This is a genomic window from Streptomyces sp. NPDC005574, assembly GCF_040605435.1.
GTDB lineage: Bacteria > Actinomycetota > Actinomycetes > Streptomycetales > Streptomycetaceae > Streptomyces.
Genome location: NZ_JBEXCW010000057.1, coordinates 1 through 22079, shown reverse-complemented (window position 1 = coordinate 22079; position 22079 = coordinate 1). Strand labels below are relative to the sequence as shown.

Sequence of the window (22079 nt, the reverse complement as noted above, 5' to 3'; positions counted from 1 at the left end):
CGACGCGGATGCCCTCAGCGGACCCCGGCCGCCCCTCCCCGGCTCAGACCAGTCGCCGGGCCGTCGCCCATCGCGTCAGCTCGTGCCGGTTCGACAGCTGGAGCTTGCGCAGGACCGCCGAGACGTGGGACTCGACCGTCTTCACCGAGATGAACAGCTGCTTGGCGATCTCCTTGTAGGCGTAGCCGCGCGCGATGAGCCGCAGCACCTCGCGCTCGCGCTGGGTGAGGCGGTCGAGGTCCTCGTCGACCGGCGGGGCGTCGGTGGAGGCGAACGCGTCGAGGACGAAGCCGGCCAGCCGCGGGGAGAACACCGCGTCGCCGTCCTGCACGCGGAAGACGGAGTCCACCAGGTCCGCGCCCGTGATCGTCTTCGTCACATAGCCGCGCGCGCCGCCGCGGATCACCCCGATCACGTCCTCCGCGGCGTCCGAGACGGACAGCGCGAGGAAGCGGACGGGCCGCTCGGCGTCGGCCATCAACGGGGCGCAGCGGCGCAGCACTTCGACGCCGCCGCCGCCCGGCAGGTGGACGTCGAGGAGCACCACCTCGGGCCGGGTCGCGGTGATCACCGTGACCGCCTGGTCGACGTCGGCGGCCTCGCCGACGACCTCCACCCCGGTCTCCTCGGTCCGGCCGATCTCGGCCTGGACGCCCGTACGGAACATGCGGTGGTCGTCGACGAGGACGACGCGCACCTGGCGCCCGCCCGCTCCGCCTCCCGCGGACCCGCCGGTCTCGGCCGCCTCCGCCGCTCCCGTGCTGCCGTTCGCCTCGGTCGGGTCGCTCATGACGTCTTCTCCGCCCTCTCCATCTCCAGTTCGACCTCCGTGCCGCCGTCCGGCACCGCGCGCAGCCGCGCAGTACCGCCGTGGCGCTCCATGCGGCCGATGATCGATTCTCTGACGCCCATCCGGTCGGCGGGTATCGAGTCGAGGTCGAAGCCGGGACCCCGGTCACGGACGGACACGAAGACCGTCCTCCCCTCGACTTCGGCGAAGACCTGTACGGCGCCGCCCTCGCCACCGTACTTGGCGGCGTTCACCATCGCCTCACGTCCGGCCTGCATCTGTGCGCCGATCCTGTCGTCGAGCGGGCAGTCCCCGACGACGACGACCTCGATGGGGACACCGTGCTTGTCCTCGACCTCGGCCGCGTTGCGCCGCACGGCGTCGGCGACGCTGGTCGGCTCGTCCGCCTCGTCCTTGCCGGTGCCCTCCGGTCTGTACAGCCAGGTGCGCAGGTCGCGTTCCTGGGCGCGGGCTAGACGGCGGACCTCCGCCGGGCTCTCCGCGTTGCGCTGGATCAGGGTCAGGGTGTGCAGCACCGAGTCGTGGACGTGGGCGGCGACCTCGGCGCGCTCCTGGGCGCGGATGCGCATCAGGCGCTCCTCGGAGAGGTCCTGCGTCATGCGCACCAGGTAGGGGCCCGCGAGCAGGGTGATGCCGACGAGGACGGCGAGGGCGGCCTGGAGGACCGAGCCGAGGTGGGCGGCGGACCCCTGGAGCACGAAGATGCCGGAGACGCCCGCCGTCACCAGCAGGACCCCGCCTCCGGAGCGCAGGAGGGTCAGCGTGCGGCGGCGGCGGCCGACCTCGGCCCAGCGGGCCCGGCGCGCGTTGTCCGCCTGGCGCCAGACCAGGGCGACACCGGCGCCGACCAGGACGGCCGGCAGGAGGTACGCCTTGGCGCCGCTGCCCAGGTTGACGCTGCTGACGAAGACCATGGCCACGACGACCATGAGGAGCAGGGCCACGATCTGGCCCTTGTCCGGCTTGCGGGCCACGAGTCTGCGGCGGCCGTCGGGCGCGGTCTCGGCGCTGACCAGGCCCGGGCTGCGCTGGTCGCCCACACCGCCGACGCCGAGCGGCACGAAGAACCAGAACGCGGCGTACAGCAGGGCTCCGAGGCCGTCCGCCATGAACAGGCCGACGAAGACGAGCCGCACCCAGATCACGGGCAGCCCGAGGTGCCCGGCGAGCCCCCGCGCCACGCCACCCAGCCAGCGTCCGTCACTGCTGCGGTAGAGCTTGCGCGGCGGCCGCGGTTCGGCGAGGGGCGCTGCTGCGGCTTCCGGCATGCCAACGATGGTCACACGGCGCCGGGGCCGGAGCATCAGGGTCGGCCCCCGAGACTGCCCTGATCTTCACCGCGGTCGCGGCGGCGGCCGGTCGAACACCTCCCCGGCGCCGGCTCAGGGGCGATATCAGGGTCCGGCCAGGGTCGTGCGGACTGCCGCCGGGGCGCCGCGCCCGTCACCATGGACGCATGACAGAGCACGAGCACGCCGCGACGGGTCCGGGATCCGGCTCCGGCCCACGCCCCTCGCCGGGCGCCGGGCCGCGGGATGCCGCGCCCGCCGCGGCCGCCCCGGGCGAGGAGCCGGCCACCGGCGAGGGCACGACGTCGGCCGGCCCGCCCCACGCGTTCCGGCGTGACCGGCGGTCGAAGACGATCGCGGGGGTGTGCGCCGGGCTCGGGCGGCAGTGCGAGATGGACCCGGTCATCTTCCGCATCACGCTCGCCGTGCTCGCCGCGACCGGCGGCATCGGCCTCATCTTCTACGGGTTCGCCTGGCTGTTCGTCCCGTACGACGACGAGGACGAGAACGAGGTGCGCAAGCTGCTGACCGGCCGGGTCGACGGCCAGGCCCTGGCAGCCGTGCTGTTCGCGCTGGTCGGCTGCGGTGTGTTCCTGACGATGCTCAAGAACGGCGGGGTGCTGGCCTTCGCCGTGGTGCTGTCCCTGCTCCTCGCGGGCGCGGGGTACTGGTCCCGGCACCGGGGCACCCCCGACCCGGACCCGCTGGCCGCCCAGGCCGTCGCGGACGCCCCGCCGGAGGCACAGGCGCCGCCCGTGCCCGCCGGATATCCGTCCTGGTGGCGCGATCCCATCGTCAAGGACGGCACGCACGAGGGCGGAACCGGCTATCTGTGGGGTCCGAGGGACCGGCTCGACCGTGACGTCGCGGCGGCCGTCAGCATCGGTCTGCGCGGGTACGGGGGCGGTCGCCCGGCCGTGAACCCCGCGCGCGCCGCGCAGCCCAAGCCGCCCGGCCCACGCTGGATCGGCGGCCGGGTGTTCCTGCTCGCCCTGCTCGCGGGGGGCGCCGGTGTGGGCGCCACCTGGGACGACCACGCGCTCGGCACCAGCCTGCAGACCGGGCTGGCCTGCGCGCTGATCGTCCTCGGCCTGGGCATAGCGGTCAGCGCGTTCCTGGGGCGCACGGGCGCGGGTTCGGTGTTCCTGGCGATCGTCACGGCGGCCCTGCTCGCCGGCGCGGCCGCCCTGCCCGGGAACATCGGCACCGACTGGGTCCGCACCACCTGGCGGCCCGCCTCGGTGGCGGAGCTGCAGCGGAAGTACGACCTCGGTACCGGTGTCGGCACCCTGGACCTGAGACGGCTGGACGTGGCCGGGGGGAGGACCGTGGGGTCGGAGGTCGAGGTGGGCGTGGGCCGGGTGCGGGTGATCGTGCCGCCGGACCTGACGGTGAGGCTGCATCTGGACGTGGGGGTGGGCGACATCCAGTTGCCGGGTGACGACAAGAAGGACGTGGACGTGCAGCCGGGCAGGAACAAGGAGGTGACCCTGGCGCCCGCCACGGGCGCCAAGGGCACGGGGGGCGTCCTCGACCTCGACGTGCAGGTGGGCGTGGGACAGGCGGAGGTGACCCGTGCTGCGTCATGAGTTCCAGCCCGGGAAGCTGGTGGCCGGAGCGTTCCTCACCCTCGCGGGCGTGCTGTACGCGGGTGACGCGGGCGGACTCTGGGAGACCCCGTGGTTCGCGGTCATCCCGGTGGTCCTCGGCGGCCTGTGCCTCGCCGGCGTGGTCGGCCTGCTGACCCGGGCCGTGCGCAGACGCCGTGGCCCGGACCGTGCGGCCGGCGCCGCCCGCGTGCGGCAGGAGCAGGAGCAGGAGACGGCAGGCTGACGGCCCTCGGTGACAGGGGCCTGCCCCGGGGTGCCGACCGGCGTGAAACAGCCGTCGGCGGCCCCTGCGGACAGGAGCCGCCGACGGGTTCCGCGCGCTACCGGAAGCTTCCGCCGCGTCGCCGCCGTCGGCCGCGCAAGGCGGCGTCCACGGAGAAGACCGAGGCGCCCGCGAGGATCAGCGGGATCCACGCCATCAGGTAGGGAAGATCGTTGCCGTAGTAGTACGGGTCGGAGGACCAGCTCACGGTCAGCCACAGGCTCAGGGAGATCAGTGCCCCGCCGAGCGCGGCGAGGCGGGCGAGCAGCCCGATCAGGGTGCCGATGCCGACCGCCAGCTCACCGAAGGCGATCGCGTACCCGAAGCCCACCGGGCTCTTCAGGGACAGGTCGACCAGGGCCGGGATGGCCGAGCTGTCGCGGACCCCGCGCATCATGTCGCCGATGGAGCCGGCGCCGGAGTCCTTCAGGAAGGCGCTGTCGGTGAGTTTGTCCAGGCCGGCGTAGATGAAGGTGACGCCGAGGAAGATCCGTAGCGGGAGCAGCGCGTACCGGGTGGCGGTGTCCCGCCAGTCGCCGCCGCCTCCCGCGTAGGGGGTGTGGGTGTCCGTCCGTATGCCGTGAGTCATCGTTCTCAGCCGCCTCTCGCCCGCCGTGCCGTGACTCCTCGAAAAACGATACGTACGGGAGGGAGGCTCCACTCATTCCCCTCCGGCCAGTTTTTCCGACTTGGCCCGCTTCGACGCCGGCCTCCCCACGGCGGGGGGCAGGCGGTCGGTCAGTCCGTCACGTCGATCGCGTAGCGGTTGGTCTCGACGCCCGCGGCCGTCACCACCTGGACCTCCACCCGCCCCGGTTCCACGTCGGCGGGCACCGGCACGGTGAGGACCGCGTCCGTGGGGTTGCTGAAACCGCCGGCCACCGGCACCAGCGGGACATGGACATGCACGGCGCCGATGCGTACGACCATGCGCGACAGCCGCTCCGCGGTCTGCGCGCCCGGCGGTACGAAGGCCGCCCCGCGGATCTCGATGTCGTCGCCGGTGCGGATCGGCCCGTCCAGGTCGCCGGCCTCCCGCGAGCGCACCACGGAGAGGATCACCGGCCGGCCGCCCTCGGCGTACTTCCCGGCCACGTAGGTCGCCGCCGACACCAGCACCAGCACCGCCAGCCCCCAGGGCAGGTCAGGCAGCTGGTCGGGCCGCCGGGCCAGCCGGACGGCCGCGAACAGCAGGGCGACGGCACTGATCACGACGTACTGGATGTCGGCGAAGGTGCCGCGGCCCGCGTCGTCGGTGAGCAGGTCGGCGGCGCGCGGCCGGTGCGCGCGCACCTTCTGCAGCCGCTGTCCCAGCACCCGCAGTCCGACCACCCGCCGGACCAGCACCGCGATCCCGCAGACCACGGCGAGCACGGTCACCACGCCCGCGCCACGGGCCAGTTCGAGCCCGTCGATCAGCGCGTCGCGCTGCGCGTGGCCGGAGGCCGCCGCGAGCCGCCCCACCAGCACGAGCACGGCGTACACGACGAACAGCACCCAGGCCGCCGCCACCGCGCGCGAGGTCGACAGCCGGTTGTCCTCACCGATCACCGGTGCCAGCGCCCCGCCGCGCGCCCGGTGCAGCCACGAGGCCACCGTCAGCGCTCCGGCCACGAGCAGGGCCGCGACGAGTCCGGCGGTGCGCGCCGTCGACCAGCCGGCGCCGATCGCCGTGAGCGCCTGCACCAGGAGCAGCACGACGACGGCCGACCACACGGTGAACGCGGTTCGGCGCCACAGCCGCGCCAGCCACGCCTCGCCCTCGGCCCGGCCGCGCTCGGCGACGTGTTCCGCGGACTGCGTCAACTCCTCGGAGACCCACTGGCGGGAGGCCGACGCCGAGTGGGCCACTGCTGCCGGCAGCCCCTCTCCGGCCGCGAACCCGTCCCGCAGCACCAGGAATTCGGCGACGGCCCGCCGATGCCCCGCCCGCGCCCCGTGGGGGCAGTCCCCGCAGGTGCAGCCGCCCCCGTGGGCAGCCGCGTCCGCGCTCTGTCTCGCCTCCTGCACCGCCACGCCCGATGCCCGCCTTCCCCGCTACCTGCATGATCGGCGGCCCCTGAGAGATCCGGCCGCCGCCCGCTGGACAACTCCCCCGCGATGACAGCGAATTGTGCCCTACGACACACCGTCCGTGCCCGGCAGGTCCGGTCGGCGCGGGGTGAAGTGGCCGCCGCCGTGTTGACCTGGCTGCGAGAATTTCCCCATGGCCGAGATCATCCAGCGTGACGGGACCTGGGCCTTCGACGGCAGCACGGTCCGGATCACGCCGGGACTCCACCGCTCCGTACCGCTGTTCCGGCAGACGTACGGAGAGGTCGCCGTGCCGCTGGAGGCGATCTCGGGGGTCGCCTTCGAGCCGGAACGCCGGCGGGGCCGGCTGCGGATGCGGCTGCGGGAGGGCGCGGACCCGCTCCTCCAGGCGACCGGGGGCCGGCTGCCCGACCCGGCGGACCCCTACCGGCTGGCCGTGGACGTCGACCGGGCCGGGGTCGCGGAGTACGTCGCCGAGGAGATCCGGCACGCCCTGCTCCTGGACCAGATCCCCAAGGAGCCCACCGGGAGCTATCTGCTGCCGGGGCCGCCCGTCCCGGTGTCGGTCCGCTCGTCCGACGGCACGGTCTCCTTCGACGGCACGCAGGTACGCATCGACTGGGCGGACACCTCCGACCGGGTCAAGCGCGCGACCGGGCCGCGGATCATCGCGCTGGCCGACGTGGTGTGCGTCGAGTGGCTGCCCAACTCCGGTTACGAGGACGGCTTCCTGCGCTTCGCGACCCGCGAGACCGCGTTCTCCAAGCTGCCGCCGGAGAAGGACCCGTACGCCCTCGACCTGTGGGGCAGTACCCGCCGCGACCTGCTCACGGCGCTGGTGGCGACCGCCGTCACCGCCCGCCTGCCGCACCCCTCGACCCAGGCCGTGGACCAGCCCGGGGACGGGCCGCGGCCGGCGGTGTCCGTGCCGCCCGCGGCCGACCACCACGACGTACTGCTGCGGCGCCTGCGGGAGCTGGGTGAACTGCACCGGGACGGGGTGCTGACGGACGAGGAGTTCGCGGTGACGAAGGCCGCGGTGCTACGGGGGTTCTGACCCGGCACGCACCCCGGTCCGGGCGCCGGAGTGCGCGCCCTCAGCTCAGCAGGTCGGGTTCGGAGCGGCTGATGTCCTGCCACAGCGGCTGGTAGTTGATCCAGGCGACGAGGTCCCCGCCGAGCTGTTCCCGGGTCGAGACAGCCGCCTTGTGGTCGATGACCACGGGACGGCCGGCCGCCTTCGCGGTCAGCTGCACCTGGGCGGAGCGTTCCATCGACAGGAACCACCAGGCCGCCGCGTCCACCGAGTCGCCGACCGTCAGCAGTCCGTGGTTGCGCAGCACGAGCGCCTTGTGCGAGCCGAGCGCGCTCGCGATCCGTCTGCCCTCCACGGCGTCGACGGCGACCCCGGTGTAGGCGTCGTACAGGGCGTGGTCCTCGTAGAACGCGCAGCTCTCCTGGGTGAGGGGGTCGAGCAGGTCGCCGAGCGCGGCGAGGGCGCGGCCGTACACCGAGTGGCAGTGGGCGACCGCGACGACGTCGGGGCGGGCGGCGTGCACCTGGGCGTGGACGGTGAACGCGGCCTGGTTGACGTGGTAGCGGCCCTCTATCACCTGCCCGTCGGTGTTGGCGAGGACCAGGTCGCTCACAGTGACGTGCTTGAACGGCATACCGAACGGGTTGACCCAGAAACAGTCGCTGAACTCCGGGTCGCGCGCGGTGATGTGCCCCGACACCCCGTCCTCGAAGCCGCGCGCCCCGAAGATCCGCAGGGCGCCCGCGAGCCGCTCCTTGCGGTGCCGGCGCTCGTCGTCGACCGAGTCGTGCATCGGCGGCATCGCGAACCGGAGCCGGTCCGTGGGCAGCGGCGGGGGTGGAGTGGGCCCGGGCATAGGTCCTCCAGCACTGGGTGGGTGTACGGGGCGGAAGTTACCGTCGGTCAGCGCAGGAGAACAGGGATGTTATGCAAACATGACGTTCGCAACGGAAATGCGCTGCGCCGCCCGGGACCCCCGAGGCGATACCGGACAGAAGATGTCGGGTATCGGCGCCAGACTGGCCGTATGAGCCGTATGAGCCGTACGAACTGGGCGGCCTTCGTGGCCGCGGCGCCCGAACTCGCCGGAACCGTCGAGGAGCGCTTCGGCGCCTTCACCCACCACACCCTCGCGACCCTCCGCCGGGACGGTTCGCCCCGCACCACCGGCCTGGAGGTGCGTTTCCTGCGCGGTGAGCTGTGGCTCGGCATGATGCCCGGTTCGCTCAAGGCGCTGGACCTGCGCCGCGACCCGCGCTTCGCGCTGCAGGCCAACCCCGGGGACGGCACCGGCATGGGCGGCGGGGATGTGCGGGTCGGCGGCCGGGCGGTCGAGGTGACGGACCCGGCGGCGAAGGCCGGATACGTCGAAGAGGTGGAACCGCCGGAGCCGTTCCACCTCTTCCGCGCCGAGCTGACGGAGGTCGTGCGGACCCGCGTCGAGGACGACGCGTACCTCGTCGTCCAGATCTGGAAGCCGGGCGAGCCCCTACGGACCCTCAGGCGGACCTGACCGGCACCACCGGGAGGGCTACTCCCACTCGATGGTGCCCGGCGGCTTCGAGGTCACGTCGAGGACGACCCGGTTGACGTCGGCGACCTCGTTGGTGATGCGGGTCGAGATCTTGGCGAGGACCTCGTACGGCAGACGCGACCAGTCGGCCGTCATGGCGTCCTCCGAGGAGACCGGGCGCAGCACGATCGGGTGGCCGTAGGTGCGGCCGTCGCCCTGGACGCCGACGCTGCGGACGTCCGCGAGGAGGACCACCGGGCACTGCCAGATGTCACGGTCGAGGCCGGCCGCCGTCAGCTCCTCGCGGGCGATGGCGTCGGCCTCGCGGAGCAGGTCGAGCCGCTCCTTGGTGACCTCGCCGACGATCCGGATGCCGAGACCGGGGCCGGGGAACGGCTGGCGCTGGACGATCTCGTCCGGCAGGCCGAGCTCCTGGCCGACCATCCGGACCTCGTCCTTGAACAGCTTGCGCAGCGGCTCGATCAGCTGGAACTCGAGGTCCTCGGGGAGGCCGCCCACGTTGTGGTGGGACTTGATGTTGGCGGTGCCGCTGCCGCCGCCGGACTCCACGACGTCCGGGTAGAGGGTGCCCTGGACGAGGAAGGCGACCTCGGGACCCTCGTCCGCGATGATCTCCGCCTGCGCCTGCTCGAAGACCCGGATGAACTCCCGGCCGATGATCTTGCGCTTCTGCTCGGGGTCGGAGACGCCCTTGAGCGCGGTGAGGAAGCGCTCCTCGGCGTCGACGACCTTGAGCTGGACGCCGGTCGCGGCGACGAAGTCCTTCTCGACCTGCTCGGTCTCGCCCTTGCGCATCAGGCCGTGGTCGACGTACACGCAGGTCAGCTGCGAGCCGATGGCCTTCTGCACCAGCGCGGCGGCGACCGCGGAGTCCACTCCGCCGGACAGGCCGCAGATGGCGCGCCTGTCACCGACCTGCTCGCGGATGTGCGCCACCTGCTCGTCGATGACGTTGCCGGTGGTCCAGTCGGGGGTGAGGCCCGCGCCGCGGTACAGGAAGTGCTCCAGCACCTGCTGGCCGTGCGTGGAGTGCATGACCTCGGGGTGGTACTGGACGCCGTAGAGGCGCTTCTCGTCGTTCTCGAAGGCGGCGACCGGGACGACGTCCGTGGACGCCGTGACGGAGAAGCCCTCCGGGGCGGCGGAGCAGGCGTCGCCGTGGGACATCCACACCGACTGCTCGTCCGGGGTGCCCTCGAACAGCGTCGAGCCGGACTTCGAGACGTGCAGCGGGGTCCGGCCGTACTCGCGGGCGCCGGTGTTGTCGACCGTGCCGCCGAGGGCCGTGGCCATCAGCTGGAAGCCGTAGCACATGCCGAAGACGGGGACGCCGGACTCGAAGAGCTCGCGGTCGAGGCGGGGGGCGCCCTCCGCGTAGACCGACGAGGGGCCGCCCGACAGGATGATCGCCGCCGGGTTCCTGGCGAGCATCTCCTGGACCGGCGTGGTGCTCGGCACGATCTCGCTGTAGACCCGGGCCTCGCGGACACGACGGGCGATGAGCTGGGCGTACTGCGCGCCGAAGTCGACGACCAGGACGGTGTCGGGGGCGGCGGGGGACGCTTCTGGCACGGTTTGCCTTCCGGCGGTGAGCAACGGTGTCTGTGGTCGATTCTAACGGGGGTCGGGGTGGGGGTGCCCGCCTGCCTGGTTTCGCCCCCGCCGCCCCTTCCCGTCCCGTCCTCGGGGGCTGCGCCCCCGGGCCCCGCTTCGCCTGTCGGCCTCGTCCTCGAGCGCCGGACGGGCCGACCACCGTGCCCGACCGGGTTGGACAGGGACTGCCTCCCGTGCATACTGGGCCCCATGCTCACGCACCCGACCTTCCTCTTTAGCTATGGCAACCGGCCCGCCGGATGCCATGGTCGTGCTGCTTGAGCCACTGACAAGCGACTTCCCAGGCGCCCCGGGCCGACAAGGCCCGGGGCGCCTGTCGTTTTCCCGGGTCCTGCCGTTCCGGGGCGGCCGACCGCCCTCTCCAAGGAGCCCCCATGACCGCGACCGACGTGACCGGCGCCCGTACCACCGAGGCCGCCGAGGTGATCGGTGACGCCCGGGCGCGCATCGACGCCCTCGACGACCGGATCATCGGCCTCGTCCAGGAACGGATGGCCGTGTCCGCCGTCATCCAGGACGCCCGCATCGCCTCCGGCGGCCGGCGCGTGAACCTCTCCCGGGAGATGGAGGTCCTCGGCCACTACCGGGAGGCGCTGGGCCGGCCCGGCACGTCCCTCGCCATGACGCTCCTGGAGCTGTGCCGGGGTCGCGTCTGAGTTCGGGCCCGCTCTCACCCGTACGGCGCGTGACCGCGGCCCGGAACCCCTCGTTGGTCCCGGTGTCCGTGCCAGCCAGGGGCGGGCCCGAAAGAACCACGCGTGGCTCACCGGGGCGATGAGACGTACGGGTCGTGCCGGACGTCGTGGGACCTCGTCCCGGACAAGTGACCGGACGGCAGGGGACAGCAGCCCGGTCACCCAAGTGAACGGTCGGCTCCGGGGACGCCCGGGGCCGCCCGGCGGACACCACACAGACCCGCGGGAGGCCCGGCCGGCCACCCGCGTCCCGGGAGCGGCGCACCCCCCCGCGCCGCCCGCCAGGCACCGGCGCCGCCCTGACGTCGGTGCTGATGAGCGAAAGGCCCCGCGGCTCCGCCCCGCGGGGCCTTTCGCATGCCCGTCTCCCGCCCGGTGCCCGCGCGCCGCGAGACGTCCAGAACTTTTCCTGGGTGCGAACGCAACCATTCACACCCGTCACGGATCAAACCCTGTGAACCAAGGGCCACGCCCCTCGGAGAAGGACCTGCGCTCGGAGGGGGGTGCAGGTCCTTCGTCCTGCCCGGCGCTACTTCTTCGGCGGTAGCGCCGGCATGCCGAGGAACGGCAGCCGCAGCGCGCCGAACGCCTCCGCGGGGACGGCCGGCGCCTTCGGCTCGACCGGCTGGAGACGCTCGTAGGCCGCCGACTGCGCCGGCCGCGGGTCGCTCTCGCCCTTGTTCGGCCAGTACGACATCGCCCGCTCGGCCTGCGCGGTGATCGTCAGGGACGGGTTGACTCCCAGGTTGGCCGAGACCGCGGCGCCGTCGACGACCGAGATGCCGGGGTGGCCGTACAGACGGTGGTACGGGTCGATCACCCCGGTCTCGCGGGAGGAGCCGATCGGGCAGCCGCCGAGGAAGTGGGCGGTGAGCGGGGTGCCCATCAGCTCCCCCACGTTCGAGCCGGCGAAGCCGTTGATCTCGGCGGCGAGGGCGGCCGCTCCCTCCGAGGCCGCCCTGATCTGCTTGGGGTTCGGTGAGCCGTGGCCCTGCCTGGCCGTCAGCAGGCCCTTGCCCACGCCGTCCGCCTTGAGGTGCGTGGTCAGCGAGTTGTCCAGGGACTGCATCACCAGGCCGATGATGGTCCGCTCGGACCAGCGGCGGTTGGAGAGGGAACGCAGCACGAGGACCGGGTGCCGGGCCGCGTTGCGCAGCCAGGCCGCGGCCCTCGAGGCGCCCTCCGCGTACGGGACCTGGAGGATCGACAGGCCGCCCATCGAGTTGAAGCCCTTGCCGTAACGGACCGGCTCGATGTGGGTGTTGGCGTCGGGGTGGATCGAGGAGGTGATGGCGACCCCGCGGGTGAAGTCGGCCCGCGGTTCGCCGGTGGCCCTGCGGTAGCGCCGGTCGCTGGTCTGCGCGCCCACCAGCGCCTCGGAGTTGGTGCGGGTCAGCTCGCCGAGCCGGTCCGAGAGGTGGGGCAGCTGTCCGCCCGCCTTCATGCGGTGCAGCAGGGTCTGGGTGCCGTAGGTGCCGGCGGCGAGGACGACCCGGCGGGCCCTGAAGGTCCGGCCCTGACCCTTGCGGCGGTTGTCGGTGGGGAGGGTGGCGACGGCGTAGCCGCCCTGCGAGTCGTCGGTCACGGACACGGCGGTGGTCAGCGGGTGCACGACCGCGCCGGCCTGCTCGGCGAGGTACAGGTAGTTCTCGTTGAGGGTGTTCTTCGCGCCGTGCCGGCAGCCGGTCATGCACTCGCCGCACTCGATGCAGGCCCTGCGGCCGGGGCCCGCGCCGCCGAAGTAGGGGTCCGCGACCTGCTCGCCGGGCGCCGCCCGGACCTTGTCGTCGGCGTCCTCGCCGTCGCCGAAGAACACCCCGACCGGCGCCATGTGGAAGGTGTCGCCGACACCCATCCGCTGGGCGGCCGCCTTGAGGTGCACGTCGGACGGGGTCATCGTCGGGTTCAGCCGCACGCCGAGCATGCGCCGCGCCTGGTCGTAGTACGGCTCCAGCTCCGCCTGCCAGTCGGTGATGTCCCGCCACTGCGGGTCCTCGAAGAACGGTTTCGGCGGCACGTAGAGGGTGTTGGCGTAGTTGAGGGAACCGCCGCCAACACCCGCGCCGGCCAGGACCATGACGTTGCCCAGCAGGTGGATGCGCTGGAGGCCGTACATGTGGAGGCGCGGGGCCCACAGGTAGTTCTTGAGGTCCCAGGAGTTCTTCGGCAGGGACTCGCGGGTGAAGCGGCGGCCGGCCTCCAGGACGCCGACGGTGTAACCCTTCTCCGTGAGGCGCAGGGCGGTCACCGAGCCGCCGAAGCCGGATCCGACGACGATGACGTCGTAGTCGTAGGCGTCCTGGGGCACGTGGGCTCCTCGTTGAGTGTCCGTGCGGGTGGTCGTGGTCGGTCGCGCGGTTCCCCGCGCCCTGGGGGAAACGCCTAGCGGAACCGGAACGCCTTCATGAGCCGCAGGCTCCGGCTCATGAACTCGGCGTACTTCTCGTCGTCCATGCCGAGGGAGGGGGCCATCGGCAGCAGCCGCTGCTGGGCGACCGTCTGGGCCTCGGTGTACTTGAGGATGCCCTCGGAGCCGTGCCGGCGGCCGAGACCGGAGTCCTTCATACCGCCCATCGGCGACTGGACGCTGCCGTACGCGGGCGCGTAGCCCTCGTTGACGTTCACCGTGCCCGTGCGCAGCCGGGAGGCGACCGCGCGGCCGCGCCGGCCGTCCTTCGTCCAGACCGACGAGTTCAGGCCGTACGGCGTGGAGTTGGCGAGCTCGACGGCCTCGTCCTCGGTCGCGAAGCGGTAGACCGACACGACCGGGCCGAAGGTCTCCTCGGAGCAGACCGACATGGGGGCCTCGACACCGTCGAGGATGGTCGGTTCGAAGAAGTAGGGGCCGATGTCCGGGCGGGCGACCCCGCCGGCGACGAGCCTGGCGCCCTTGGCGACGGCCTCGTCGACGTGCCGGGTGACCGTCTCCAGCTGGCGTTCGCCCACCAGCGAGCCCATGTCGGCGCCGTAGGCGAGGGAGGTGCCCAGCCGCATGGCCTTCGTGCGGGCGGCGAAGCGCTCCAGGAAGGCGTCCGCGATCGACTCGTGGACGTACAACCGCTCGATGGATATGCACAGTTGGCCGGCGGAGGAGAAGCAGGCACGGACCGCGCCCGCGGCCGCCTTCTCGATGTCGGCGTCCTCCAGCACCACCATGGCGTTCTTGCCGCCCAGCTCGAGGGAGACCCCGATCAGGCGGGCGGCGGCGCCCTGGGCGACTTCGCGGCCGGTGCGGGTGGAGCCGGTGAACGAGACGTAGTCGGCGTGCCGGACGACCTCGGGGCCGACCACGGGGCCCTCACCGAGGACGACCTGGAAGACGTCTGCGGGCAGTCCCGCCTCGATCAGCAGGTCACGCGCCCACAGGGCGGTCAGGCAGGTCTCGGTGTCCGGCTTCATGACGACCGCGTTGCCCGCCACGAACGCCGGGAGCGCGTCGCCGACCGACAGCTCCAGGGGGTAGTTCCAGGGCGCGATCTGGCCGACCACCCCGCGCGGGTGGCGCAGCTCGGTGACCTTGGTCAGGGTCGGTACGGCGCCGGCGTGCCGCTTCGGCCGGAGGTAGGCGGGGGCCCGGCGGCCGTAGTGGCGGGCCGCGACGGCGACGGCCTGGACCTCCTCGTGGGCGTGCAGCCGCGCCTTGCCGGTCTCCAGCTGGATCAGGTCGAGCACCTCGGCCTGCCGTTCGAGCACCAGGTCGTGAAAGCGCAGGAGGACGGCGGCGCGCTGCCGTACCGGGGTCCGCTCCCACACCTGCTGGGCCGCGCGGGCCGACGCGTAGGCCTTCCGCACGTCCTCGGGCGTGGACTCGGGCAGGTCGGCCAGCTTCTCGCCGGTGAACGGCGTGTGGTTGGCGGTCCGGCCCGAACCGACGACCCCCTTGGTCAGCTGGGCGACCAGCTCGGGCGTCACCACGTCGGCGGCGGTGCGGGCGCCCTCCGGAGCGGGGGCGAGAGGATTGGTGCCGGTCTTGGCCGGGGCCTGCGCGTCCGTCATGAGCCGCAGGGTATGCCGGGGCGGAGACTTTGGGTACCCGTCGGTAATGGTGATTCACCGGCCGCACACATGGCGCCAGTGGTCACTGGCAACGAACTCGCTGATCAGCGGGTTGTGCGGCAGCGCGAGGTCCGCGATCCGCGTCTCGCGGTTCCTTTGCGGGCGGGGCGGCCGGCGGGGGTCAGCCCCGCCACGGCACCGGCGCGAACGCGCCGTCCTCGCGCCGGACCTCCATCACGCCCGTGCCCCCGAAGTGCGCCGGGACCACCAGCTCCCCCTGGTCGGCGGCGCGTTCCAGGACCCGCCGGCGGGTGGCGGCGGCCTGCCCCGGGTCGAGGCAGAAGCAGCTGCTGCAGTCGGGGCGCAGGATCTGCACCGGGCTGTGCAGCAGATCCCCGACGAACGCGGCCCGTTCACCGCGCGAGGCGACGCGCAGCAGCGAGGAGCCGGGGGTGTGCCCGGGGGCGGACTCCAGGGTCAGGTGCTCGTCGATCCGGTGCTCCCCGCCCCAGCGGTCGGCCTGTCCGGCGCGGTGCACGGGGGCGATGCTGTCCTCGTAGATCAGCCGGTCGTCGAGGCGCACGCCACCGCCGTATCCGCCCTCGGGGCCGAAGTGGGCGTCGTCGGCGGCCGGGAGCAGGTAGCGGGCGTTCGGGAAGAGGGGCAGCCAGGCTCCGTCGACGTCATGGGTGTTCCAGCCGACGTGGTCGCCGTGGATGTGGGTGTTGACGACGACGTCGACGTCCTGTGGGCGCACCCCGGCCCGGGCGAGGCGGCCGGGGAGGTCGCCCCGCTGCCGGTGGAACAGGGGGTTGCCGGGCCGTTCCCGCCCGTCGCCCACGCCGGTGTCGACCAGGACGGTTCGGCCGGCGCTGCGCAGCACCCAGGTCTGGAGCGCCACCACGGCCCGGTCGCTCTCGGGCTCCCAGTGGTCGGGGGCGAGCCGGTCCCGGTGGTCCGTCCACACTTCGGGGCCGCAGCCGGGGACGACGTCACGCGCGGGCAGGAACGGCACCTGCCATTCGACGACCCGGACGACCTCGACGTCCCCGATCACGAAGCTCTGTACGGTCTCATCAGCCATGACCACGAGCCTAGGAGCCCCGGACGAGCGTTTCGATGACTGATCGACTCTTCCGAATACGCGAGCGTCTCATCCTGGATCCGCAGTGCGTTTACGCTGGTGCCATGGACGTGGTCAGTGACGCGATCTCCGCCGTACGCACCGGGCGCCCCTCCTCGAACCGGCTGACGGTCCGCGGGAGCTGGTGCACCAGGCTCGCACCGTACGAGGGCGCCGGTTTCCACGTCGTGCTGTCCGGCGGCTGCTCCCTGCTGCCGGACGGCGGCGGCGAGCCGGTCGCGCTCGGCGCGGGGGACGTCGTCCTGCTGCCGCACGGAGCGGGGCACGTCCTCGCCGACCGGCCCGTGGACGCGGCGCGGGCCGGCCGGGCCGTGCCGTTCGAGGCGCTGACCGACCCCGGCGCGCTCCCGGACGGGGAGGGCCCGGAGGTGGAACTGCTCTGCGGCAAGTACCGGCTCGACCGCAGCCGCGTGCACCCCCTGATGGCGGAGCTGCCGCAGGTCGTCCACCTGCCCAACCGGATCGGCGCACACCCCGAACTCCGCTCCGCCGTGGACCTGTTGGCGCGTGAGCTGGACCAGCGGCGGCCCGGCTCGTGTCTGGCCCTGCCGAGCCTGCTCGACCTGCTGCTCGTCTACATGGTCCGCGCGTGGCTGGCGCGGGCGCGGACGGGCGCCTGGCCCGCGGTGCTCAGCGACCCGGTGACGACGGCCGCGCTGCGGGCCCTGCACACCGAGCCGGCGGCGCCCTGGACCGTCGACCGGCTGGCCGCCGAGGCGGGGGTCTCCCGTGCGACGCTCGCCCGGCGCTTCACCTCCCTGGTCGGCCGCCCGCCCATGGCCTATCTGACCTGGTGGCGCCTGACCCTGTCGGCCACCCGGCTGCGCGACTCGGACGCCCCGCTGGCGACGGTGGCCCGGGAGACGGGGTACGGCAGCCCGTACGCCCTCTCGCACGCGTTCAGCCGCGAGTTCGGGATGACGCCGGGGAGGTACCGGGAGCTGGCCGCGGACCGGGGGCGGTGACGCGGTCCGGCGCGCCTGCTTCGGGTCCTGTCGCGGTCATCGTCCGCGGGTGAAGGTGTCCACGGCCACGTCGAAGTACTCCTTCGCCTCCCGCACCTTGCCGACCGGGGCCGACACCCACACGTCGTAGAGCCGGCCGCCCTCCTCCCAGCACAGGTCGTAGGTGTGCCGGGGGCCCTCCGCCGCGCTGAAGCCGTTCCAGGTGAACTCCCAGAGGGCGGCCGGGTGGGCGCGGTGCGTGGTCCTGGTGACCCGGCCGTCGTGGTAACCGGGGTTGGACGAGGGGCCGTCGGCCGCAGCGCGCCGCATCACCCCGGCCGGGCCGCCCGGTCCGGGGGCGGCGACCTTGATGCCGAGGCGGAAGGTCTCCCCCGGCGACAGGTAGAACACGCGCTGCCCCTGCGGCTCGCGGGTGAAGCCGTCGGGCACGGCGAGAGTGAAGCCGGCCGGGTCCTCGGCGGTGCGGTAGCCCGAGGGCGCGGGCGAGCCGGCGGGCGCCCCGGCACCGGCCGACCCGCTGGAATCCGTCGCGGGCGAGGCCCCGGGGGACGGCCGGGACGCCGACCCGGACGGCCGCGCCGACCGGCTCGTCGACGGGCTCGCCGACGGGCTCGCCGACGTCACCGACGACCCCGGCCCCGAACTCACCGGCGTACCGCCCCCACCGTCCCCGCCCCGGTTCACCAGCAGCGCCGCCGCGGACACCCCCGCGCCCGCCATCGCGGCGACCAGCAGTGCGCTCACCAGCACACCCCGGGTGGAGTACGTCCGACGGGGCGGCGCCGGCTCGGCGGCGGCCGGTGCCGGTTCCTGCCGGGGCAGGTCCGGCCGCGTCGGCGTGTACCCGGGCGGCGGCACCGGCGTCCGGCCCGTGTCCCGGAAGTCCCGCAGCATCCGCTCCGCCTGAGCCGCGTCCAGCCGCCGTTCGGGATCGCGCTCCAGCAGCCCCCGCACGACGGGCAGCAGCGGGCCGGCCTGCACGGGCGGACGGATCTCGTCGAAGACCACCGCGTGCAGGATGCCGCCCAACGAGTCGCGCCGGAACGGCGATTCACCGCTCAGCACCGTGCACAGCAGCGCGCCCAGCGACCACAGGTCGGACTCCGGTCCCGTCCTCGCACCGGACATCCGCTCGGGCGCGGTGTACTCCGGCGAGCCGACGAACGACCCGGTCTCGGTGAGCGTGGTGGCCCCCGCGACCTGGGCGATACCGAAGTCGGTGAGCACGACCCGGTCGGTGTCTGCCTCCAGCAGCACGTTCGCGGGCTTGATGTCCCGGTGCAGGACACCCGCCGCGTGCGCCGTGCGCAGCGCGCTCAGCAGGCCGATACCGATACGGGCGGCCTCGGCGACGCCGACCGGGCCGCGCGCGGAGATACGGTCGGCGAGCGAGCCGCCCCCGATCAGATCCATCACGATGTACGGGCGTTCGTCGTGCTCGACGACGTCGTGGACCACGATGATGTGCGGGTGGCGCAACTGGGCGACCGCCCTCGCCTCACGGAGGGTGCGGTCCCGCTGCCGCCGGGCCTCCTCCTCGGACAGCGTGTCGTCGAGGGGGATCTCCTTCACCGCCACCTGCCTGCCCAGCAGTTGGTCGGTGGCCCGCCACACCACGCCCATGCCGCCGCGCCCGAGCCGCTTCTCCAGCCGGTAACGCCCGGCGATGACGCGGGCGCTGTCCCCCTCGGTCCCCATGCGCCTCATCATGCCGCACCGGACGAACCCCTTCCGGGTCGGCGACCGGCCAAGTGCGAGGACGGACCGGGGTCCGCCGTCAGGAGCTGCGCGGCTGCCAGCCCTGGAGCACCGCCGTGAACCGCCGGCTCGTGGTCTCCCAGTCCGCCGCGGGTGAGGACATGTAGATCGCGTACTCGACGCCGTCCCGTGCCACGTACGTCTCCTCGACCGCCCGGCGCGGCCCCGGGAAGGGAGTGTCCTTGGCCAGCGCGGTCCACGTGTACTCCCACCGGGAGCCGTCGCGGTCCCGGTAGAGGTTCTTCTCCAGCGTCACCCGCCGGTAGTCGAGCAGCCGCTGCACCTGTTCCTCCAGGTCCAGTTGGTGCGAGTAGCCGTCGGCGAAGTCGGGTGAGGGGTCGACGGCGATGCGGACGAAGTGCTTCCCGCCGTCGGGCGAGTAGTCGATCTGGTTGATGCCGCCTGCGGTACTGGCGACCGTTCGGGTCCAGCCCGCGGGCAGATAGAGGCTGAAGCCGTCGGGGTCGTCCACCTTGACCCAGTCCACGGGCACGGTGCCGTCGGGGCTCGCCGTGTTTCCGCCCGTCGCGTCCGGGCTGGCGCCGCCGCTGCGGCTGGGACTCGGGATGGTGCTCTGGCTCTGGCCCGGTGTCGGCCCGCCGGCGGTGTCCTTCCCGCGCTCCGCGTCCCACGCCTGCAGTCCGACCACGGTGGCCCCGCCGACGAGCGCGGCGAGAACGACCACGAGGGCGCGGGTGCGCCACCGCCGGCGTCCGGGCGGGGGCGGGTGACCGACGCTCGTCGGCCCGGTGAGCGGCCCGTAGGGCCCGCCGGCGACCGGGGTGTACGACGTGGGTCCCCCCGCCGGGTACGAAGCGGAGGCCGCCGACGGGTACGGCGTCGACGTCGCGGAGGGGTAGGGCGTGGCCGCGGCCGGCCCCGTGGGCGGGCCGGTCAGCCCGGTGCGGGAGTCGCGTTCGTGCGGGGGACCGCCGTACTGCGTCGGTACGTACGCCTGTGCCTCGTCCGGTCGGCGTCCCTCCGCGGCCTGGGCGAGGAGGTGCTCGGCCGCGGAGACGTCCGGCCGTTCGGCGGGGTCCTTGTGCAGCAGCGCCGCGATGACGGGCGCGAGCGGACCGGCGTACGACGGATCCTGCGCCTCTTCCTCGACCACCGCCTGCATGGTCGACAGCGGCGAGGTGCGGCGGAACGGTGACCTGCCCTCCACCGCCGTGTACAGCGTCGCGCCGAGCGCCCACAGGTCCGAGGACGGGCCCGGGTCGTGGCCGCGGACCCGCTCGGGGGCGAGGTAGTCGACCGAACCGACGACCTCTCCCGTGCGGGTGATCGTGGAGTCGCCCTCGATCTGCGCGATACCGAAGTCGGTGAGGAGCACGCGTCCGTCGTGGCCTATGAGCACGTTGCCGGGCTTCACGTCGCGGTGCAGCACACCGGCCGCGTGGGCGGCGCGCAGCGCGCGCAGCACCCACAGGCCGATCCGCGCGGCCTCCGCCGGGTCCAGGCGCCCCTGCTCCTTGACCGCGTCGGCCAGCGAGTGGCCCTCGACCAGTTCCATCACGATCCACGGCCGGCCGTCGTGCTCCAGCACGTCGTGCACGGTGACCACGGCGGAGTGGTTGATCCGGGCCGCCGCGCGGGCCTCCGCACGGGTACGGGCCAGCAGCCGCGGCCGGTCGGACTCCGACACGTACAGCGCGGCCGTCAACTCCTTGATGGCGACGGCCCGGTGCAGCACCTCATCGTGCGCACGCCACACCCGGCCCATGCCGCCGCTGCCGATCGCGTCGGCGAGCCGATAGCGCCCCGCGAGGAGCAGGCCCTGCATCTGATTCACGTTGCCCCGCAATGCTCTTGACTGAGTCAGATTAAGGAGCGGCCCGCGCCGAGGGAACCTGGGGCGCGCCAAGGAGACCGCACTGTGACGGTTGTCGCTTCCGGGGGCTGGAGTAAACCGTCCGGCCCTCCTTCGCGTACGTCACCTGCCGCGGGGGTGAATCGTCAGCCGGTGGCCTGATATGTCGCCGACGCCTGCTCGTACAGCCGTGTCACCTCGTCCCGTTCGGCCTCCGGGCCGCGCACCTGCACCACGTGGTACTTCCCGCCGACCAGCAGCGCCAGGTTGCGCACGAACAGCTCCCGCCCGTCGCCGCCGGTCCAGGTGAACTGTCCCTCGGCCATCGTCCGTCCGCCCACCTGAATCGTCTTCAGGCCGGTGGCGGTGGCCCAGCTGGAGTCGCGGTACGGCTGGAGTTCGCGCTCCTTCTCCCGCTGGTACACCATCGGGTCGCTGCCGTTCGCCGCCGCCGAGTCACGGCCCGGTACGAGGATGAGCTCGAAGTCGCCGTGTGTGTACAGCACCTGACCGTGCCCGTTGCCCGGGACGCGGTTCCAGCCGTCGGCCACGGCCACCCGGAAGCCCGCCGGGTCGTTGCGCAGCGTGAACCCGTCGGCGACCTCGGGGCCGGTGGTCTGCGTCTCAGCGGAACCCGCCGACTTCGAGGGACTGCCCGACGGGTGCGGCGAGGTCTGGTCCGGCCGGGGCTCACTGCTCGCCTCGGGGGACTGCCCGGGCGCCTGCCCGGCGCCCGTGGTGGCTCCCGTCCGGTCCGCGCCGTCGGTGTCCCTCGAACCGGCCTTCGGCATGAAGAACATGGCGTACGCGACCGCCGCGGCCAGCGCGAGCAGGATCAGCAGAATCAGGGTGCGGCCCAGGCTGCGCGGTGAACGCGCCTCTTCCCGGGCCCGCTTGTGCCGGCCGTGCGCACTGGTCGCGGGCAGCTTGGCGCGCCGCCTGCGCACCAGCTCGCCCCGGCGGCGCACGATGGGCAGCCGGCTCGCGTCGACCGGTGGCGCCGCCACGACGTTCGCGCCCGCCTCGGGCTCCGGCGCCGACCGGACCAGTGAGCGCAGCCAGCCGCTCAGCTCCTCGAAGTCGAGCCGCTCGGTGGGGTCCTGACGCAGCAGCGACTCCACGACCGGCCGCAGCGGCCCGCACTCCTCGGCGAACGCGGGCGGCTCGGCGCACACCAGCTGCACCAGCTCGGCCGTCGACTCCTCCGGATAGGGCGCGTGCCCCTGTACGGCCCGGAACAGCAGCGCGCCGAGTGCCCACAGGTCGGTGGCGGGCCCGATGGGCGCGGCCAGCTGCCAGTTCTCGTGCACGGGCCCCGCCTGCTCGGGCGCCCACCGCTCGGTCACCGGCCCCACCACCGCCATCCGCGCCTGCCGCGCCCGCTCGGCAGCCAGCGCGGTGGCCGGCCCGCGCCGCACCGGGGCACTGGTGATCTTGTGCAGCCGCGCGGACTCCACGACGCCCTCCACCAGCCCGCGGTCCAGCTTGAGGGCGTCGACGGGGAGGCGGCGCAGGGCG

General features: G+C 73.5%; 17 protein-coding genes and 1 pseudogene. 6 read left to right on the top strand and 12 right to left on the bottom strand.

Annotation, left to right across the window (positions count from 1 at the left end):
* Positions 1-43: 43 nt before the first annotated feature.
* Together ABZT03_RS29005 and ABZT03_RS29000 are read right to left on the bottom strand one after the other, a co-directional pair.
* Complete coding sequence (locus tag ABZT03_RS29005; RefSeq protein ID WP_356044606.1) at positions 44-790, bottom strand: response regulator transcription factor; 747 nt, start codon at positions 788-790, stop codon at positions 44-46.
* Positions 787-2079, bottom strand: a complete 1293-nt coding sequence (locus ABZT03_RS29000; protein ID WP_356044604.1) for a PspC domain-containing protein — start codon at positions 2077-2079, stop codon at positions 787-789. Before ABZT03_RS29000 ends, ABZT03_RS29005 begins: the two co-directional genes overlap by 4 nt.
* A gap of 188 nt (positions 2080-2267) precedes the next feature.
* On the opposite strand from ABZT03_RS29000, the gene ABZT03_RS28995 reads away from it, so the two are divergent.
* Complete coding sequence (locus tag ABZT03_RS28995) at positions 2268-3689, top strand: PspC domain-containing protein (RefSeq protein WP_356044601.1); 1422 nt, start codon at positions 2268-2270, stop codon at positions 3687-3689.
* Positions 3676-3933, top strand: a complete 258-nt coding sequence (locus tag ABZT03_RS28990; RefSeq protein ID WP_356044598.1) for a hypothetical protein — start codon at positions 3676-3678, stop codon at positions 3931-3933. The genes ABZT03_RS28995 and ABZT03_RS28990 overlap by 14 nt, the downstream gene beginning before the upstream one ends.
* A 97-nt stretch (positions 3934-4030) precedes the next feature.
* On the opposite strand, the gene ABZT03_RS28985 is transcribed toward ABZT03_RS28990, so the two are convergent.
* Entirely contained in the window at positions 4031-4561 is a 531-nt protein-coding gene (locus ABZT03_RS28985; protein ID WP_356044595.1) for a DoxX family protein, read from the bottom strand.
* A gap of 149 nt (positions 4562-4710) precedes the next feature.
* Positions 4711-5988 carry a hypothetical protein gene (locus tag ABZT03_RS28980; RefSeq protein ID WP_356044592.1) on the bottom strand — a complete coding sequence of 426 codons (1278 nt, stop codon included), beginning with the start codon at positions 5986-5988 and terminating at the stop codon, positions 4711-4713.
* 190 nt (positions 5989-6178) lie between these two features.
* Here ABZT03_RS28980 and ABZT03_RS28975 point away from each other — a divergent pair, with 190 nt between their 5' ends.
* On the top strand, positions 6179-7063 hold the full coding sequence (locus ABZT03_RS28975; protein WP_356044590.1) for a DUF4429 domain-containing protein: 885 nt from the start codon (positions 6179-6181) through the stop codon (positions 7061-7063).
* Between the two features lie 40 nt (positions 7064-7103).
* On the opposite strand, the gene ABZT03_RS28970 is transcribed toward ABZT03_RS28975, so the two are convergent.
* Positions 7104-7898, bottom strand: a complete 795-nt coding sequence (locus tag ABZT03_RS28970) for a class II aldolase/adducin family protein (protein WP_356044587.1) — start codon at positions 7896-7898, stop codon at positions 7104-7106.
* A 180-nt stretch (positions 7899-8078) separates the two neighbouring features.
* On the opposite strand from ABZT03_RS28970, the gene ABZT03_RS28965 reads away from it, so the two are divergent.
* On the top strand, positions 8079-8555 hold the full coding sequence (locus ABZT03_RS28965; protein WP_356044653.1) for a pyridoxamine 5'-phosphate oxidase family protein: 477 nt from the start codon (positions 8079-8081) through the stop codon (positions 8553-8555).
* 18 nt (positions 8556-8573) lie between these two features.
* Here ABZT03_RS28965 and guaA read toward each other — a convergent pair whose 3' ends face one another.
* Positions 8574-10148, bottom strand: a complete 1575-nt coding sequence (guaA, locus tag ABZT03_RS28960) for a glutamine-hydrolyzing GMP synthase (RefSeq protein ID WP_356044585.1) — start codon at positions 10146-10148, stop codon at positions 8574-8576.
* A gap of 416 nt (positions 10149-10564) precedes the next feature.
* Between guaA and ABZT03_RS28955 the strand changes: the two genes are divergently transcribed.
* Positions 10565-10846 (top strand): chorismate mutase, encoded by a 282-nt coding sequence (locus ABZT03_RS28955; RefSeq protein ID WP_356044582.1) that lies wholly within the window; start codon positions 10565-10567, stop codon positions 10844-10846.
* 568 nt (positions 10847-11414) lie between these two features.
* Here the strand turns inward: ABZT03_RS28955 and ABZT03_RS28950 are convergent.
* The 3 genes from ABZT03_RS28950 to ABZT03_RS28940 all read right to left on the bottom strand — a co-directional run bounded on the left by ABZT03_RS28950 (position 11415) and on the right by ABZT03_RS28940 (position 15965).
* Complete coding sequence (locus tag ABZT03_RS28950) at positions 11415-13193, bottom strand: GMC family oxidoreductase (protein WP_356044579.1); 1779 nt, start codon at positions 13191-13193, stop codon at positions 11415-11417.
* 74 nt (positions 13194-13267) lie between these two features.
* The gene (locus ABZT03_RS28945; RefSeq protein ID WP_356044576.1) at positions 13268-14881 is read right to left on the bottom strand and encodes a succinic semialdehyde dehydrogenase; all 1614 of its coding nucleotides are present in this window, start codon (positions 14879-14881) and stop codon (positions 13268-13270) included.
* 181 nt (positions 14882-15062) lie between these two features.
* Positions 15063-15965 (bottom strand): MBL fold metallo-hydrolase, encoded by a 903-nt coding sequence (locus ABZT03_RS28940; protein WP_356044573.1) that lies wholly within the window; start codon positions 15963-15965, stop codon positions 15063-15065.
* A gap of 104 nt (positions 15966-16069) precedes the next feature.
* Here ABZT03_RS28940 and ABZT03_RS28935 point away from each other — a divergent pair, with 104 nt between their 5' ends.
* Positions 16070-16990 carry an AraC family transcriptional regulator gene (locus ABZT03_RS28935; RefSeq protein WP_356044571.1) on the top strand — a complete coding sequence of 307 codons (921 nt, stop codon included), beginning with the start codon at positions 16070-16072 and terminating at the stop codon, positions 16988-16990.
* A gap of 36 nt (positions 16991-17026) precedes the next feature.
* Here ABZT03_RS28935 and ABZT03_RS28930 read toward each other — a convergent pair whose 3' ends face one another.
* The 3 genes and pseudogenes from ABZT03_RS28930 to ABZT03_RS28920 all read right to left on the bottom strand — a co-directional run.
* Entirely contained in the window at positions 17027-18688 is a 1662-nt protein-coding gene (locus ABZT03_RS28930; protein WP_356044569.1) for a serine/threonine-protein kinase, read from the bottom strand.
* A 79-nt stretch (positions 18689-18767) separates the two neighbouring features.
* Complete coding sequence (locus tag ABZT03_RS28925) at positions 18768-20534, bottom strand: protein kinase (RefSeq protein WP_356044567.1); 1767 nt, start codon at positions 20532-20534, stop codon at positions 18768-18770.
* A gap of 173 nt (positions 20535-20707) precedes the next feature.
* Positions 20708-22079: pseudogene (locus ABZT03_RS28920) on the bottom strand (serine/threonine protein kinase); the annotation flags it as partial.